Raw genomic sequence first — 15,157 nt, forward strand, 5'->3', positions numbered from 1 at the left:
AAGAGACTCTGCTGTCAGTCTATCGTGTCAGATTAAGTTAGGCAGAAGGACGCCAGCCGCGCAGCCGAAGGCTGTTAGCCAGCACGCTCACGGAGCTGAAGGCCATGGCCGCGGCTGCTGCCCACGGGCTGAGCAAAATATGAAATGCCGGATAAAGCGCACCGGCGGCAATGGGGATTCCGATGAGGTTGTAGCCGGCGGCCCACACAAGGTTCTGGCGCATAGTGCGGAGCGTCTGGCGCGCCAGGCCGATAGCCGCAGCGATGACCGCAGGATCGGAGCGGAGAAGCAGAACGTCGCCAGCCTCCTGCGCAAGGTCCGCGCCAGAGCCTATGGCGAGTCCGGCATCAGCCGCGGCCAGCGCGCCTGCATCATTGATGCCGTCGCCCGCCATGGCCACGCGAAAACCCTCCTGCTGCAGCGCGCGGATGCGGGCAAGCTTGCCAGCAGGGTCGAGCCCCGGTTCAACTTCCGCAATGCCGGCCTGCTCCGCAATGGGCTGTGCGGCGGATTCAGAGTCGCCGGTAAGCATGAGCACGCGGAGGCCAGCCTGCTTTAGTTGCGCGACGGCCGCAGAAGCCGAAGGTCGAAGCGCATCTCGCGCATCGAAATACGCGACCGGAACACCATCCAGCGCCATCCAGAGGCGCGTAACCCCCGCTTCCGGAGCGGAAACTCCGGCGGGAAGCGCAAGAGCCATCTCCGCAAAGAGCGCGGCATTACCCAGGATGCAGTCGTGCCCTTCAACGCGTGCGGTCAAACCGCGGCCGGGAATAATCTGCACATCTTCGGCCGCCTGCCATGAAAGATCGAGCGCGTGAGCGCGGTCCACAATGGCGTGGGCAAGCGGATGATTGGAACGCTCTTCCGCTGCTGCCGCAACGCGGAGCAGCGTGCGCTCGTCGAATTGTCCGAACGGCTGAATAGTTTCAAGCACAGGACGGCCCACCGTGAGCGTCCCCGTCTTATCGAGAGCGATGACATCGACGTTTGCCAGGCGCTCCAGCGCTTCGCCCCCTTTGAAGAGCACGCCTAGCTGCGCGCCACGGCCCACAGCCACGGTGAGCGCTGCAGGAACGGCAAGACCCATCGCACAGGGACATGCGATGACAAGCACGGCAACTGTACTCGATAGCGATTGCGCCAAAGAGTGCGTTGCGATGATCCACACAGCAAAGGTGAGAACAGCGAGCACAAGAACGATGGGAACAAAGATAGCTGAGACGCGGTCAGCAAGGCGCTCCATGGGAGCACGCGAGCTCTGTGCCTGTTCCACCATGCGCGTGATGCGCGCCAGGACTGTTTCTTCGCCGAGCGACTCAGCGACGCACTCAACCGCGCCATCGTAGTTGAGGGAACCGGTCAGAACGCGCTCGCCGACGGAGCGATCAAGCGGCGTTGACTCGCCGGTCAACATGGATTCATCAACAGTAGTGCGGCCGCTGGCAATGACCGCATCCACCGGGAAGCGCTCGCCGGGTAGCACCAGCACGCGGTCGCCGGGACCAATCTCTGCAAGAGGAACAATGGTTTCTATGCCGTCAACGACGCGTCGTGCCGTAACAGGCTTCATGCGGCTTAGCGCATCCAGTGCGGCAAGGGCACGATGTTTGGCGCGCTCTTCAAGGGCCTTGCCAAGCAGCAGAAAGCCAAGGATCAGCAGAACCGCGTCGAAATAAACCATCGGCGTTGAAACGCTGCCCGGCGTGATAGTAACAAAGGCCGAGTAGAGAAACGCCACGCTTGTCCCGAGCGCGACGAGGGTGTTCATATTCGTCGAGCCGTGGCGCAGGCCGCGCCATGCACTGAGATAAATTCCTCGCCCCGCCCACGCACCCACGATTGCAGTGAGCCCAAGCAGGAACCAGCGCACAACAGGTTCTTGTGCCGCATCCATCCTCATGCCAAGCAACATGGCGATAATTCCGGAGCCGATGGCAACAGATGCTTTGAGCGTAGACCCAGATTGAGGCACAGGCTGCTCTGGTCCGTTCGTCCCGGAGCGCGGCAGCACAGCATCATAACCGGCGTTCCGGATGGCAGCAATAAAGGAATCCGGCTGCACAAGCGCCGGATTGAAAACCACATGCGCACGATGCGCCATCAGGTCCACGCGAGCCGTGTCCACGCCCGCAGTTGAGCGCAGCGCCTCCTCCACATGATGCTGGCAGGCAGCACAGCTCATCCCCACAACGGGCAGCGTAATCGATTCTGTGGTAGCTTCATTCACTCAGTTGTTCGCGTGTACTTCTTCCAGATCTGCTTCCGGATGCGCTTTATATCCCGCCTTGGCCAGCGCCTCGACAGCCAAAGTGGCAGCGGATTGCTGGTCGGATTCGATACGCGCCGCGCCGATGCGCACCTCTTTTACAGCAAGCCCCTGCGCAGAGCCCAGCGCCTGGCTGACGCGCCTCACGCAGGCTCCGCAATGCATTCCATCAATCCGCAAAGTAATCTCAGCCACGATTTTCCCCTGTATATAAAGATGATGCGCCGGTCCGGAAGTTGCAGGCCCATTTGCGCATCCCACATGCTACGGCTTTATTTTAGTGATATATGCAGCGTGAGTTTCCGGAAATGCCTTTAGTCGGTGTGGGCGCGGTAGTGGCGCATGAGGGCCGTATTCTGCTTGTACGGCGAGCAACAGAGCCGGCGCGCGGCCAATGGTCACTGCCTGGCGGCTTGATAGAGCTGGGTGAGTCGCTCGAACGCGCCATCGTGCGTGAAGTAGAGGAAGAAACGGGCTTGATCGTTGAGCCCGTGGAGCTGGTTGAGCTCCTGGACCGCATTTATCACGAGGGCGAGCGCGTCCGCTACCATTACGTGATTGCAGATTTTCTCTGCCGAGTCACAGGCGGCGAGTTGCAGGCAGCGTCCGATGCAGCAGCGGTGCGATGGGTGGAGCGAGCAGAGTGGAACAGCCACTCCGCTCTGAAGCTGGACCCCATCACCGTACGCGTGATCGAGGCCGGATGGCAGCGGGCAAAAGCGATGGAAGCTGGAGACAAATAGAGATGGCAATTCGCAAGCGATTCTGGATTCCGGGCGTGTTTGTATTGCTGCTGGCTGCTGCCGGAGTGGCTTTTTATCTGCGTCCGGTAAGTTTTTTTAATGCCCAGGTTGATTTCCAGATGCGCGCCACCGGCGCGCAGAGCAGGTGGGTTACGGTTTCCGGATACAAGGTGCACTATTACGCCATCGGTCCCGAGAATGGCAAGCCTCTCGTGCTCATTCACGGCCTGGGCGGCAGCGCCGCGGAGTGGCACAACCTGATGCCATATTTTGAGTACGCCGGGTATCGCGTCTACGCGCCGGACCTCGTGGGCTATGGCAAGAGCGAGCAGCCTGCGGACTTTTCCTACTCAGTCTCCGATGAGGCAAACGTGGTTACCGGCTTTATGGATGCGCTCGGGCTGAAGCAGGTGGATCTTGGCGGCGTCTCCATGGGTGGCTGGATTGCTCAATTAATTGCCGCTCATCAGCCGGAACGTGTGCAGAAGCTGATGCTCTTTGACGCCGTGGGCCTGGATGTCCTTCCTGACTGGGATACGCACCTCTTTACGCCACAGAATCCGCAGCAGCTCGACGCGCTTTATCGCTTGCTGGTGCCAAATTCCCGGCACGTTCCGGAGTTTGTTGCGCGCGACATGGTTCGCATCTCGAATAAGAATGCGTGGGTCATTCAGCGTGCACTGAACACAATGTGGACGCGCCAGAACGCAACGGATGCGCTGTTGCCGCAGTTGAAGATGCCGGTCCTGCTGGTCTGGGGTGACCAGGACCATATCGTTCCGCTCTCGCAAGGGCAGACGATGCATCAGCTCATTCCGCAGTCCAAACTAGACGTCATGCCGGGCTGTGGACACCTGGCCCATGTGCAGTGCGCCGATCGCATCGGGCCGCTGGTACAGGATTTTCTACGCTCAGCGCAATAAGAAAGGCGCGGAATATTTTCCGCGCCCTTTGTTGTCCGGTATGCAGTTTTAGTAGATCCAGCGCGCCGTCATAACTAGCTCATGGTTATAGCTATGAAATTGGCTGGTGGCAATCTGCATTCCTGCGCCAAAGGTGAGCCCTGGACGCGATTTCGGGTCATCCGGATGCAGCTTCAACTTGCCAAAAAGAATGCCCGGCGTAACAAACTCCTGCATCTTGCCATGGTTTGTGCCGCCTTTGTACCACGTAGCGTTGCTCTCAACCTCCGGCCAGAAATACTTGTGCAGGTGATACTGCGTTGCCAGGTTCCATGCCACCGGATTGCCGGTAGTGGTTGTCGCAGGCTTGCTCACATACAGCGTAGTACCCGCAGTGGTCTGTATCGCCAACGGGCCAAAACCTTTGCCCACGGCGAGGTTAGGCGCAATGCTCGCGTCCGTCGAACCGTTCTTGTACTGGCCAGTGGGCACGGTAGCCAGCGCAAAGACACTGATGACGTAATGTCCGTGCTGTTCATTGCCGCTGGCAACGCGGAACTTGCCGAGGAACGACATATCTCCCCAGCCATCCTTTGCCGCAGGCGTGTTGTGAAAAATGTAAGGCGGAAGATTGATGTCAAACTCGGTGCGGTTGAAGGGGATGAAGCTCACACACTTACTACCGTCTATATTCCATGTGTCCGTACGCGTCGGCGTAATCTGACGAAGATAATCCGTGCGGACAACCTGAAACAGGCCGGTATAAGTGGTCACCAGCGGAGGCGGCCAGTTTGGCTGTTTAGATTGAATTGCGTTGGTCTGCGCGGAGTAGCGCGCATAGAAGTTGCCGGGATCGGCGGTCTGTTGAGCGTACACACTGGCAGAAACAAGCAAGGAAAGCAGGGCACAGGGAATTATTTTCATAATGTCCCCTGAGAATCTCTACTCAGAGCCGGAACAGGCAACCGACTGGGGTGGGACGGAATCCTCCACCTTTCGATGGACATCCGGCCAGTTCCAGGCGCGAAAATATGAATTGTTCGGGAACGAATGGCTGGGGAGATGAGCTATCTGTGCCGAAGATTAACGTCGTCCGGGCTACAGGTTGCACCCTTCCAGCGGTAATCCACATGAGAGACAGAACTGGTCGTCTTTCCGTTGATCGTCATATCCATCAGGCCTTTGCCTGTCATATGCTCCATGCCGTCGAAAGACAGCTCAACCTTGCCCTTCATCTGGAACGATTTCGTCGGGCAGTCCATGGTGTAGGTCGCGCCGCCGGACGTGACACTCAACTGATCAATCTTGCAGGAAGGATTCCGCGTCAGCGCTCTCGTCCATAGCTCATCGTTCAGACAATACTTCATCGTCATCGCCGAGTTAGGCATACTGTCGTCGGACATTTTGGCTTCCCATTCACCGGAGCGAAGAGGAAACTTCTCCTGCGCCATGCAATTCGCCGTAGCCGGCAGCACAAGCGCGCACAGAATCATCCACCGAAAAGAATTCATTAGGAACCGCCATTCACGCAGGATTTGACAGGCGGATTTAATCCTGACGTCTCGGGGCCTTAATGTCAACGGCGTTCTTCAACAGACGGGATCGCGGCGAAAGAAATCATAATGCATTCTTCCGCCGCGAGAGGCAATTAAACGCCGATCACGGCGCAGAGTTCCTTCACAGCCTCAGCGGACTTTTTCAGCGCCGCGTCTTCCTCAGGCGTGAGCTTGATCTCGATGATCTGCTCAAGCCCCGCCGCGCCCAGCTTGCACGGCACGCCGATGTAGTAGCCGCTGATGCCGTACTCGCCCTCCAGATACGCCGCGCAGGGAAGGATCTTCTTCTTGTCCTTGAGAATCGCTTCCACCATCTCCGTTGCAGCCGCCGAAGGCGCGTAATAAGCGCTGCCGGTCTTCAGGTGCTTCACAATCTCCGCTCCGCCGTCGCGGGTGCGCTGCACAATCTGCTCCAGTCGTTCAGGAGCGATCAGTTCAGTAATAGGGATACCGGCAACCGTGGAGTAGCGCGCCAGTGGAACCATCGTGTCGCCGTGTCCACCAAGCACAAAAGCAGTCACATTCTCCACGCTCACGTTCAGCTCTTCCGCAATAAAGGTGCGGAAGCGCGCAGAGTCCAGAACGCCGGCCATCCCGATCACGCGCTCACGATTAAAGCCTGCCTGCCGGTAAGCTGCCTGCGCCATCGCATCCAGCGGATTCGAGACAATGATCAGGATGGACTCAGGTGACTGCGCCACAACCTTCGCAATCACATCGGACATGATCTTGAAGTTCGTGTTCAGCAGATCGTCGCGGCTCATGCCCGGCTTGCGCGCAATGCCCGCAGTAATCACAACAATGTCTGAGTTGGCCGTAGCGGCATAGTCATTTGCGCCGATGACGCTCACGTCGCGCTTCTCAATCGGCATGGCCTCGAGCAGGTCGAGCGCCTTGCCCTGCGGCACGCCTTCCACCACGTCAATCAACACAACATCGGCCAGTTCCTTGGAAGCAATCCAGTGGGCCGCAGTGGCGCCCACATTACCGGCGCCCACAATGCTTACTTTTTTACGCATTTCAAATTCTCCAGAGATCAGTTGTCAGAGATCAGAGATCAGTTATTTCTGTTTCAGTTTACAGGGGCGAATGTTGTCGAAACCGATCGAATCTCCCAGAACGAAACTGACCCCTGATCTCTGACCACTGGTGTTTACATATTGCGAATAATTCTCGTAGCAAACTCGCTGGTTCCCACCTTCGTCGCGCCCTGTGTCTGCCGCTCAAAGTCATACGTGACAAACTTCTGCACAATGGTCTTTTCCAGAGACGTTTCAACCAGCCGCGCAGCTTCCTTCCAGCCGATAAAGTCCAGCAGCATCACGCCCGAAAGAATCACCGAACCCGGATTGATGACATCCTTATCGGCGTACTTCGGCGCAGTCCCATGAGTAGCCTCAAAGACCGCGTAGCCATCACCGATATTCGCGCCCGGCGCAATGCCAAGCCCGCCCACCTGCGCAGCGGCCGCATCAGAGATGTAGTCACCGTTCAGGTTGGATGTGGCAAGAATGCTGTAATCCGAAGGCCGAATGATGATCTGCTGGAAAATAGAGTCAGCAATGCGGTCATTGACCAGAATCTTCGACTTCCACGCGCCGTTGCCATGCGTGGTGCCGATCGAGTCGAGCACGCCCTGCACCTGCGCGTAGAGCGCTTTGCGGAAGTCTTCCGAACCAAACTCGAGACCCGGCTCAACCAGCGCGGCATTCTGTTCCACAGTAAGGCCGGGATTGGCTTCCAGATTGCCAAGAATCCAGCTTTCAAATTCGGTAACGGTCTGCTCGCGAAACTCCTCGACAGCTACTTCATAGCCCCACTCGCGGAACGCGCCTTCCGTGAACTTCTGAATGTTGCCTTTGTGCACCAGCGTGACGGTTTTGCGGCCTAACGCAATGGCTTGTTTGATGGCATAGCGAACAAGGCGCTTGGTGCCGAAGATTGAAATAGGCTTGATGCCGACGCCGGAATCCGTGCGGACTTTCTTCTTGGTCTTCGACAGAAGATCGTCGTTGAGGAACGCAATAAGCCTCGCAGCATCTTCCGACCCCTGCTTGAACTCAACGCCCGAATAAACGTCCTCAGTGTTCTCGCGGAAGAGAACAATATCCAGCTTCTCCGGGTGCTTCACCGGGCTGGGAACGCCCTGGTAGTACTTCACCGGCCGCACGCAGGAGTAGAGATCGAGAATCTGTCGCAGCGCCACGTTAAGCGAGCGAATGCCGCCGCCCACAGGAGTTGTGAGCGGTCCCTTGATTGAGATGCGCAGATCGCGAGCCGCGTTCACAGAGTCGTCAGGAAGCCAGTTGTTGAACTGCTTGTACGCTTTTTCTCCGGCAAAAATCTCGAACCACTTGATGGAGCGCTTGCCACCGTAGGCTTTTTCGACAGCCGCGTCAAAAACCCGCTGCGAAGCCTTCCAGATGTCGCGGCCTGTGCCGTCGCCTTCAATAAAAGGAATGATGGGATGATCGGGAACGCTGAACTGTCCGTTGCTGTACTCAATAGGCTGCCCATCGGCGGGCAGGGAAAGACCGTTATAGGTGGTTTGCATGGATGTGTCGGTTCCTCAGTGTTAGGTTGTCAAAGAGGAAGGCTAACACCTGGAATTTAGAGGTGGCAATGACGGGGCGCACATCGTGAACGAGCGCATGCTATGAAGCAGCTTGCAGGTGTGCCCGCGTTCGCTTCGCCTCTGTTTTTTACGGCCAGGTGAAACGGCAGTCGCAGAGTTCACAACCGGCGCCGGGCTAAATCATTAGACATCATGATGCCTTTCATGCGAACATCATGATGTGCGAACGACTCTGACTATTGATGACGATGTGGCGAAGCTTCTGCAAGAGGAAGCCACGCGCTCGGGAGACACGTTCAAGGGAACGGTGAACGATGTGCTGCGGAGAGGGTTGCTTGACCGTCGCAAGCCTCAGCGGAAGAAGAGATTTGTGGTGAAACCGCTTCCATTAAATACTGGTTTGGGAACACGCTATGACAAGGTGGCAGACCTGATTGAGGCGATGGAAGGTCCGCTGTATCGATGATTGTCATTGACGTAAATCTTCTTATTTACGCTTACGACAGTGCGACACCTGAACATGCAAAAGCTCGCATGTGGCTGGAAGACGTGCTTTCGGGCAGTGATCTCATTGGTTTACCCTGGCTCGCCGTATGGGCTTTCCTGCGAGTTCTCACTTATCCCGGTCAGGCGGGTGAGCGTCTCAACATGCAGACTGCGGTTGAGATCGTTCAGCAGTGGTTGGAGATGCCGAATGTGCGCCTGTTGAATCCTGGGGATAGGCATTGGGCGATTCTTCGCGATGTGCTTGAAAGCGGCGGCGTGCGAGGCAAACTTACCTCTGACGCGGCACTCGCCGCGTTGACGATGGAATACGGTGGCGTCTTGCATACCAATGATCGTGACTTCGCCCGTTTCCCCGGACTGCGCTGGGTCAACCCGCTCGCGGCCAGCTGATCAAAGCTACTTCTGTACCTGCAAGCCGCCATCATCAAACTTCGGGATTCCAAAATGCCCGCGCAGATGAAGAATATCTACCGGACTGAGATTGCCCGCCACAGTGACCAGGGTCACGCTGCGCGGCGTTTCCGCCAGGATCACCGCCCCGCGAACATTCATGCCATCCAACACCATCCAGACATCGGTGTGGTCGTTATGCACCGGCCCGCCTGCGCTGGTCGTCGTAATCACATGCTTCCAGCCGCGTAGGTGATACGCATCACGGATCGCACTGACGGCTGCCTCATCCGGTACGCCATTCGGCCCAAAGCGTAGTGTGTGAACGCTCACGCCATCCACCTTGTTAATGGCCTGGTTTACGCCGGCATCGGAATCCGTATACATTTGGGCAGCTGCATGAATCAGATTGCGGTCCAGCGTAAAGCTGTTTTTCACCACAGCCTGTGCCATCAAGGTAGTCAGCGCCGGAGGCGTCCATTCAAGCGGCACAGGATTGCTATCCGCCACAGCGGCCGGCGGCGCGGGCTGCACGGGCGGTGGTGCCGGCTGCTGCTGCTGGCCAAACGTGCTTGCGGTGGCCATTACTACGCAGCAGGCAAGCAGACCGATCCTCGCACTTTGATTCATGCTGAAAAGACACAAAAGCCGCGGAAAAGTTGCGCACGAACGGGGCAATTTTCCGGAGATCTCGACAGCGCCCAAACTAAGCACGAAGATGAGCATACTCCGCCATGTGTGTGAACACTGGATAAAATTCGCGCGCACACGTTTTTGGCCTTTGGAATGAGATAAGCTCATCCGGGAACGTTTTGCGTAAGGCGCCTTCTTTTGCTTCTGGAGCCGCTCTAATTCCGCATCGCGGGATTGGCTTGTCGCATCCAATACTGCTGCTAATAGGAACGAAATCAATGAGCAACGCACGTAAATACAAAGTCGGTCTTGTGCAGATGAGCATGGGGCCGGATCCGGCAATAAATCTTACCGCCGCAGAAGATCGCATCCGCACGGCTGCAGGCCGGGGAGCGCAGATTATCTGCTTGCCGGAGCTCTTTCAGGCGCAATACTTCTGCCAGCGTGAAGATCTTCGCCTTTTTGACCTTGCCGAATCCATCCCCGGTCCTGCAACGCAGCGCCTCGGCAAGCTCGCTGCGGAGCTTCGCGTTACCATCATCGCTTCGCTTTTTGAGCGCCGCGCGCCGGGCCTGTATCACAACACCGCCGTCACTCTGAATCCCGCAGGCGAGATCATCAGCGTCTATCGCAAGATGCACATTCCGGATGACCCGCTCTATTACGAGAAGTACTACTTCACCCCCGGCGATCTGGGTTTTCAGGCCGTAGACACGCACGTAGGTCGCGTAGGCACGCTTGTCTGCTGGGATCAGTGGTATCCGGAGGGCGCGCGCCTCACAGCTCTGCAGGGAGCTGAGGTGCTGTTCTATCCCACCGCGATCGGCTGGCATCCTTCAGAGAAGGAAGAGTTCGGCGAAGCGCAGTATGACGCCTGGCAGACGATTCAGCGGTCGCATGCCATCGCCAACGGCGTTTATGTGGCGGGAGTCAACCGCGTAGGACATGAAAATGGCGACGTTCTCGGCAACCGCCTCGAAGGCGCAGGTCTCGAGTTCTGGGGCGGCAGCTTCCTTGCGGATCCCTTCGGCCGTATCATCGCCAAGGCCTCGCACACAGAAGAGGAAATCCTCGTCGCAGAGATCAATCCAAATCTCATGGAAGAAACCCGCCGTAACTGGCCATTCCTGCGCGATCGCCGCATCGATGCCTACTCGCCGATTACCAAGCGCTTCCTTGACCCCGTGCGCGCCTGGGCGCCCGACGGAGACCCCAAGTAACAATGTCCATCGAGCCCAGCAAGAAGCCAAGCGCGTCAGGCTACCGCATGCCCGCCGAGTGGGATCGCCACGATGCCACGTGGCTTGCCTGGCCGCACAATCCGGAAGACTGGCCCGGGAAATTCCAGTCCATTCCATGGCTCTATGCGGAGATCGTCCGTATCCTGGCCCGTAATGAGCGCGTCCATCTTCTGGTGCAGGACGCCACAGCGGAGTCGCGAGTGAAAAGCATCCTCGACCGCGCCGGCGCAAACCTCGATCAGGTAGATTTCCATCGCTGGCCCACAAACCGCGTCTGGACGCGCGATTCAGGTCCAATTTTTGTCCGAAAAGATGGGGTCCGCAACGCAAAGGGAAGCCTCGCCATCACCAACTGGCACTTCAACGCCTGGGCCAAATATGACGATTGGCAACTGGACGACAAGCTCCCCGCCCGCGCCGCACAACTCCTCGACCTTCCCATATGGGAGCCGAAAGTCGGAACCCACCGCCTCGTCCTTGAAGGCGGCTCCATCGATCCAAACGGGCAGGGAACTCTCCTCACCACCGAAGAATGTCTATTAAGCGAAGTCCAACAGCGCAATCCCGGCATAAGCCGCGAGCAGCTTGAGCGCGCATTCCACGATTACCTCGGCATCGATCAAGTCCTCTGGCTCGACCGCGGCATTGCCGGCGACGACACCCACGGCCACGTCGACGACATCACGCGCTTCGTCGCGCCGGACACAATCGTCACCGCCGTTGAACCCGACACAACCGACTACAACCACGAGCCGCTCGCAGAAAACCTCCAGCGCCTCAAGTCCGCGCGCACGCCGCAGGGCAAGCAGTACACAATCGTAGAACTCCCGCTGCCACGCCCAGTCGTCTTCCGCGGCCAGCGCCTCCCGGCAAGCTACGCCAATTTCTACATCGCCAACGGCACAGTGCTGATGCCCACCTTCCACGACCGCAACGACCGCATCGCCCTCAACATTCTGTCGGAACTCTTCCCAGACCGCGAAGTCATCGGCATTCACGCCGTCGACTTAGTCTGGGGCCTCGGCACCCTGCACTGCATGACCCAGCAGCAGCCAGCCGCTGTACCATCGCAGTCAGCCACGTCGTCGTAATCATGACCGACCACGAAGCCATCCACGCCGCCCTTGCTCAGGCTCGCCTCGCCGATGAAGCAGGCGAAGTCCCCATCGGCGCGGTCATCGTGCACAATGGAACCATCATCGCCGCCGGCCAGAACCGCGTTCTGCGCGATAACGATCCAACAGCCCACGCCGAAATCGTAGCCATGCGCGCCGCCGCCCTCGCGCTCAGCAACTACCGCCTGCTCGGCTGCACGCTCTACGCAACTTTAGAGCCATGCGCCATGTGCGCCGGAGCCATGATTCACGCGCGTCTGGACCGCCTGGTCTACGCCGCACCGGACCCAAAGGCCGGAGCCGCAGGCTCAGTCCTTGAAGTGCTCAACCATCCAAAGCTGAACCATCAAATGCAGGTAGAGCAGGGAATCGGCGCAGAAGAAGCTGCCGAACTTCTTCGCAGCTTCTTCCGCGAACGCCGTGAACGCTGATCGCGCCTAAGGCTCCTGAACCACCTTGACCGAATGCTCCAGCTTGAAAACCAGCACAGTCTCGGCAGGCAGCACAATCTGCTTGTTCCCCGTAAACGCGCCGGTAGCAGTGCCCGCACCGCCGCCCACAAGGCCGCCAATCAGCGCGCCTTTGCCGCCGCCGGCAATGCCGCCAATAATTGCGCCAACGCCCGCGCCGCCGCCGCCCATCACAGCCGTGCGCTTGCCTTTGCCCTTCTCCACCTGGTCAATCGAGCCTGTGGCAACCGGATAGCTGCCCCACTTCGTACGAACCTTGTCCAGCCTGACAGACAGGCGCGCCTCGCCTTTGATCTTGCCAAGCGCCTTGGCATCGGTAACCGTGCCTGCCGCTCGCGCGCCCACAGGGATAATGGTCTGGCCGTCAACAATAACGGCCTTTGAAACCGTGGCCGCAAAGCTTTGCCCAGGCTGGCTGATCTTTGAACCCAGGTCTTGGTCAAGGCGTACTGAAATCTTTGTCCCCGTCGGAAGAACAACGACCGTCGGCTGCGGAGGAGGTGGCGGCGGAACTGGAGCCGCAGCCTGACCCGCTGCACCGGGTGTGGGCGCGGGAACGGCTGCAGGAGCCGGTTGTCCGCTCGGCGAGGCAGGGGCACCTGGTTGGCTGGCCGCGGACTGATCAGGACTGCCAGGCGCCGGAGTTGCCGCTGGCTGCTGCGGGTTATTTGCCTGTGGAGCTTCGCTCTTCTTGCAGCCGTTGAGCGCGAGCGTTGCCGCCAGTGCCAGCACAGTGAGTGAAATCAATCTGCGATTACGGTCCATGTCTGTCAGCTCCTCTTGGTATTGCGGAATTCCACAGCGCAGACAGCTTACAGCAAATCGCTCATAAATTGCTTAAATTATGTGTCAGCGCCCATGGGTTAATGACCCCCGGGTTAGTGACCCCCGGGTTAGTGATCTGATACGCTCAGCCTCGGCAGGCCACCTTGCCGCCAGGTCCTCATAGCTTCCACTCAAATAATCGGCAAATTCAAATCCCGGCGTCACCGTGCACCCCAGCAGCGCCACCTTTCCGCCAGCCAACAGCCGCGTACCCTGCCACACGCCCGCCGGCACCGTAAGCTGTACCTGCTGACCTTCCGATAAACCTTGTCCAAGAGTAAAAACAGCGGAGCTGCCGTCGGGATGGAGTTGCAGCATCTCCACCGGGTCGCCCAGGTAAAAGTGAAAGATCTCGTCTGAGGCAAGCCTGTGCATCTCGGAGAATGTCCCCGGCTCCAGCAGGTAATAGATGGCCGTTCCCGCCGCTCGCGCCCCTCGCTCCGTCTCAACCGTCAGCGCTGAAGTATACGTCCGCCGGAAAAACCCGCCCTCCACCGGATGCGGTGCCAATTTCAAAATGATTTTGATCTCATCAGGCGTCACGCGTGATCCACTCCTGGCACTCCTCTCAGATTACAATCGTATGTATGAGAGTTGTAGTTTACTCAGCCGAATGGTGCCGGGACTGCCGCGCAGCCAAGCAATTTCTTGAGACGCATGGCGTCACTTATACCGAAGTTGACGTGGAGCTCGATCCCACCGCCTTCGACGACGTTTTTCGCAACGTGGGCAAACGCGCTATCCCGCAAATGGTCATTAACGGCGAATGGTGGCAGCCTTACGCGCCGGGCCGCGGTCTTCTATATGACGAGATGTACACCCGCCTCGGCATCCCTCGCGGCTGAAACACTCCAGAGCACATTTTTTCGATAAGCCCTCCAAATACTTTGCGTAGAATTATGCCTCTCTATGGCATAATCTCTTTATTAAGTTGAGAAATGGCCCGACTCCCACAGGAGTCGGGCCATTCGCTTTTTATTCGTAGAATGACCAGCGCACAGAATCCCGGAGAGCGCTTCAAATTCAGATCTATGTAACTCATTGATTTCACTGCAACGGGGCGAAGTGAAGGCGAACACACCGGGGCACACCTAAATTCCGCGGTAACCAGATGCTGAATCAATCATTTGCAGCCAGATGTGCAATTTTTTTTATTTATTTCGGTAACCGCTTCCGTTATTTAAGTGGAATAACCATATCCTTTACACATGTTGAGTGAGATGGACTGAAGTACTGTGCTAATTCAAAAGCTGACCTAAGGATTAATGTCCTATTTCCGCTTTCTGCTGTCTTTTGGTTTTGGCCGTTCGGCGTATACTTCCCCATCAGATAGAGGGGGGAAAATGCAAGATTGGATTGAGAAAGCCAAACAAGAGGACAAAGAGGCTAGAGAGCGCGAAGAGAAGCGATTAGCTGATCTGAATCTCAAGCGTCAACTCATCGGGGAGCAGGTTCCTACTCTCTTTGCAGCCGTCAAGGATGCTGTTAAGACAGACGTTGAGCGATTCAATAAGCATTTCCCGGCTTATAACGAGAAGTTGAACGATCTAGTTGACATTGGAGCGAAGAAATTTGAGATTCGCAGAGCCTATTCCCCGTCGTTTCGGCTATCGGTTGAGTTACTCGACGGACCACCGCTGATTAGGTATCTTGTTGAAACCCCAAACATCGTAGACGGCAAAATATATCAGTCTCATTACGGAGATATTTCTTTCAATCTCAATTCGACTTCCGGCGTTGTTTCGCTTGTAAGAAACGGTGATGCACTGACCCCCGAAGGATTGAGCGAAGAAATGCTGAAACCAGCTTTAGTGAGTTTTAAGGGATGACCAAACCAGAAGACATAACAGTAGACGCCGACAAATTCGACCGAATCCTTAGCAATATGCTGAAGGCCAGACCGCTATCTAAAGCAGTGATTAGCGAACGCG

Annotated in this window: 18 protein-coding genes; 9 read left to right on the top strand and 9 right to left on the bottom strand. The window is 57.4% G+C overall.

Annotated features, from left to right (window positions below; genetic code table 11):
• Positions 1–37: 37 nt before the first annotated feature.
• A complete protein-coding gene (locus VO84_RS20630) occupies positions 38–2,230 on the bottom strand; it encodes a heavy metal translocating P-type ATPase (RefSeq protein ID WP_082662241.1) in 2,193 nt (730 codons plus the stop codon).
• The gene (locus VO84_RS22315; protein WP_082662242.1) at positions 2,231–2,464 is read right to left on the bottom strand and encodes a heavy-metal-associated domain-containing protein; all 234 of its coding nucleotides are present in this window, start codon (positions 2,462–2,464) and stop codon (positions 2,231–2,233) included.
• A 113-nt stretch (positions 2,465–2,577) separates the two neighbouring features.
• Between VO84_RS22315 and VO84_RS20635 the strand changes: the two genes are divergently transcribed.
• Complete coding sequence (locus VO84_RS20635) at positions 2,578–3,012, top strand: NUDIX hydrolase (RefSeq protein ID WP_231738121.1); 435 nt, start codon at positions 2,578–2,580, stop codon at positions 3,010–3,012.
• Positions 3,013–3,014: 2 nt separating this feature from the next.
• A complete protein-coding gene (locus VO84_RS20640; protein ID WP_058189661.1) occupies positions 3,015–3,935 on the top strand; it encodes an alpha/beta fold hydrolase in 921 nt (306 codons plus the stop codon).
• A 48-nt stretch (positions 3,936–3,983) separates the two neighbouring features.
• Here the strand turns inward: VO84_RS20640 and VO84_RS20645 are convergent, their stop codons facing one another.
• From VO84_RS20645 to VO84_RS20660, 4 genes are all read right to left on the bottom strand, one after another.
• The gene (locus tag VO84_RS20645; protein ID WP_058189662.1) at positions 3,984–4,838 is read right to left on the bottom strand and encodes a transporter family protein; all 855 of its coding nucleotides are present in this window, start codon (positions 4,836–4,838) and stop codon (positions 3,984–3,986) included.
• 143 nt (positions 4,839–4,981) lie between these two features.
• Positions 4,982–5,425, bottom strand: coding sequence for a DUF3617 domain-containing protein (locus tag VO84_RS20650; protein ID WP_058189663.1), 444 nt, complete (start codon positions 5,423–5,425; stop codon positions 4,982–4,984).
• Positions 5,426–5,562: 137 nt separating this feature from the next.
• Positions 5,563–6,489, bottom strand: a complete 927-nt coding sequence (gene mdh, locus VO84_RS20655) for a malate dehydrogenase (protein ID WP_058189664.1) — start codon at positions 6,487–6,489, stop codon at positions 5,563–5,565.
• Positions 6,490–6,623: 134 nt separating this feature from the next.
• Complete coding sequence (locus VO84_RS20660) at positions 6,624–8,024, bottom strand: NADP-dependent isocitrate dehydrogenase (protein WP_058189665.1); 1,401 nt, start codon at positions 8,022–8,024, stop codon at positions 6,624–6,626.
• 241 nt (positions 8,025–8,265) lie between these two features.
• On the opposite strand from VO84_RS20660, the gene VO84_RS20665 reads away from it, so the two are divergent.
• The gene (locus tag VO84_RS20665) at positions 8,266–8,511 is read left to right on the top strand and encodes a hypothetical protein (protein ID WP_058189666.1); all 246 of its coding nucleotides are present in this window, start codon (positions 8,266–8,268) and stop codon (positions 8,509–8,511) included.
• A complete protein-coding gene (locus tag VO84_RS20670; protein ID WP_058189667.1) occupies positions 8,508–8,942 on the top strand; it encodes a type II toxin-antitoxin system VapC family toxin in 435 nt (144 codons plus the stop codon). Before VO84_RS20665 ends, VO84_RS20670 begins: the two co-directional genes overlap by 4 nt.
• A gap of 6 nt (positions 8,943–8,948) precedes the next feature.
• Here VO84_RS20670 and VO84_RS20675 read toward each other — a convergent pair whose 3' ends face one another.
• Positions 8,949–9,572 (bottom strand): hypothetical protein, encoded by a 624-nt coding sequence (locus tag VO84_RS20675; protein WP_197414143.1) that lies wholly within the window; start codon positions 9,570–9,572, stop codon positions 8,949–8,951.
• A 281-nt stretch (positions 9,573–9,853) separates the two neighbouring features.
• On the opposite strand from VO84_RS20675, the gene VO84_RS20680 reads away from it, so the two are divergent.
• The 3 genes from VO84_RS20680 to tadA are packed head-to-tail and all read left to right on the top strand — an operon-like array spanning position 9,854 to position 12,362.
• Entirely contained in the window at positions 9,854–10,795 is a 942-nt protein-coding gene (locus VO84_RS20680) for a carbon-nitrogen hydrolase (RefSeq protein ID WP_058189669.1), read from the top strand.
• 2 nt (positions 10,796–10,797) lie between these two features.
• The gene (locus tag VO84_RS20685) at positions 10,798–11,907 is read left to right on the top strand and encodes an agmatine deiminase family protein (RefSeq protein ID WP_058189670.1); all 1,110 of its coding nucleotides are present in this window, start codon (positions 10,798–10,800) and stop codon (positions 11,905–11,907) included.
• 2 nt (positions 11,908–11,909) lie between these two features.
• Positions 11,910–12,362 (top strand): tRNA adenosine(34) deaminase TadA, encoded by a 453-nt coding sequence (tadA, locus tag VO84_RS20690; protein ID WP_058189671.1) that lies wholly within the window; start codon positions 11,910–11,912, stop codon positions 12,360–12,362.
• 6 nt (positions 12,363–12,368) lie between these two features.
• Here tadA and VO84_RS20695 read toward each other — a convergent pair whose 3' ends face one another.
• Positions 12,369–13,166: a hypothetical protein gene (locus VO84_RS20695; protein ID WP_058189672.1), complete on the bottom strand. Its 798-nt coding sequence runs from the start codon at positions 13,164–13,166 to the stop codon at positions 12,369–12,371.
• Positions 13,167–13,250: 84 nt separating this feature from the next.
• Positions 13,251–13,736: a cupin domain-containing protein gene (locus VO84_RS20700; protein ID WP_231738123.1), complete on the bottom strand. Its 486-nt coding sequence runs from the start codon at positions 13,734–13,736 to the stop codon at positions 13,251–13,253.
• A 77-nt stretch (positions 13,737–13,813) separates the two neighbouring features.
• On the opposite strand from VO84_RS20700, the gene VO84_RS20705 reads away from it, so the two are divergent.
• Positions 13,814–14,071, top strand: coding sequence for a glutaredoxin family protein (locus VO84_RS20705; protein ID WP_058189674.1), 258 nt, complete (start codon positions 13,814–13,816; stop codon positions 14,069–14,071).
• 498 nt (positions 14,072–14,569) lie between these two features.
• Complete coding sequence (locus VO84_RS20710; RefSeq protein WP_058189675.1) at positions 14,570–15,055, top strand: hypothetical protein; 486 nt, start codon at positions 14,570–14,572, stop codon at positions 15,053–15,055.
• Positions 15,056–15,157: the final 102 nt, after the last annotated feature.

It is taken from the genome of Occallatibacter gabretensis (assembly GCF_001449115.1).
GTDB classification, from domain to species: Bacteria; Acidobacteriota; Terriglobia; order Terriglobales; family Acidobacteriaceae; genus Telmatobacter; species Telmatobacter gabretensis.

Bases quoted from the DNA above. Each gene is read 5' to 3' on its own strand.
- VO84_RS20675 (WP_197414143.1), bottom strand. From the start codon at position 9,572: ATGAATCAAAGTGCGAGGATCGGTCTGCTTGCCTGCTGCGTAGTAATG.
- tadA (WP_058189671.1), top strand. From the start codon at position 11,910: ATGACCGACCACGAAGCCATCCACGCCGCCCTTGCTCAGGCTCGCCTC.
- VO84_RS20705 (WP_058189674.1), top strand. From the start codon at position 13,814: ATGAGAGTTGTAGTTTACTCAGCCGAATGGTGCCGGGACTGCCGCGCA.
- mdh (WP_058189664.1), bottom strand. From the start codon at position 6,489: ATGCGTAAAAAAGTAAGCATTGTGGGCGCCGGTAATGTGGGCGCCACT.
- VO84_RS20635 (WP_231738121.1), top strand. From the start codon at position 2,578: ATGCCTTTAGTCGGTGTGGGCGCGGTAGTGGCGCATGAGGGCCGTATT.
- VO84_RS20695 (WP_058189672.1), bottom strand. From the start codon at position 13,166: ATGGACCGTAATCGCAGATTGATTTCACTCACTGTGCTGGCACTGGCG.
- VO84_RS20645 (WP_058189662.1), bottom strand. From the start codon at position 4,838: ATGAAAATAATTCCCTGTGCCCTGCTTTCCTTGCTTGTTTCTGCCAGT.
- VO84_RS20640 (WP_058189661.1), top strand. From the start codon at position 3,015: ATGGCAATTCGCAAGCGATTCTGGATTCCGGGCGTGTTTGTATTGCTG.
- VO84_RS20710 (WP_058189675.1), top strand. From the start codon at position 14,570: ATGCAAGATTGGATTGAGAAAGCCAAACAAGAGGACAAAGAGGCTAGA.
- VO84_RS20670 (WP_058189667.1), top strand. From the start codon at position 8,508: ATGATTGTCATTGACGTAAATCTTCTTATTTACGCTTACGACAGTGCG.
- VO84_RS20685 (WP_058189670.1), top strand. From the start codon at position 10,798: ATGTCCATCGAGCCCAGCAAGAAGCCAAGCGCGTCAGGCTACCGCATG.
- VO84_RS20650 (WP_058189663.1), bottom strand. From the start codon at position 5,425: ATGAATTCTTTTCGGTGGATGATTCTGTGCGCGCTTGTGCTGCCGGCT.
- VO84_RS20660 (WP_058189665.1), bottom strand. From the start codon at position 8,024: ATGCAAACCACCTATAACGGTCTTTCCCTGCCCGCCGATGGGCAGCCT.
- VO84_RS20680 (WP_058189669.1), top strand. From the start codon at position 9,854: ATGAGCAACGCACGTAAATACAAAGTCGGTCTTGTGCAGATGAGCATG.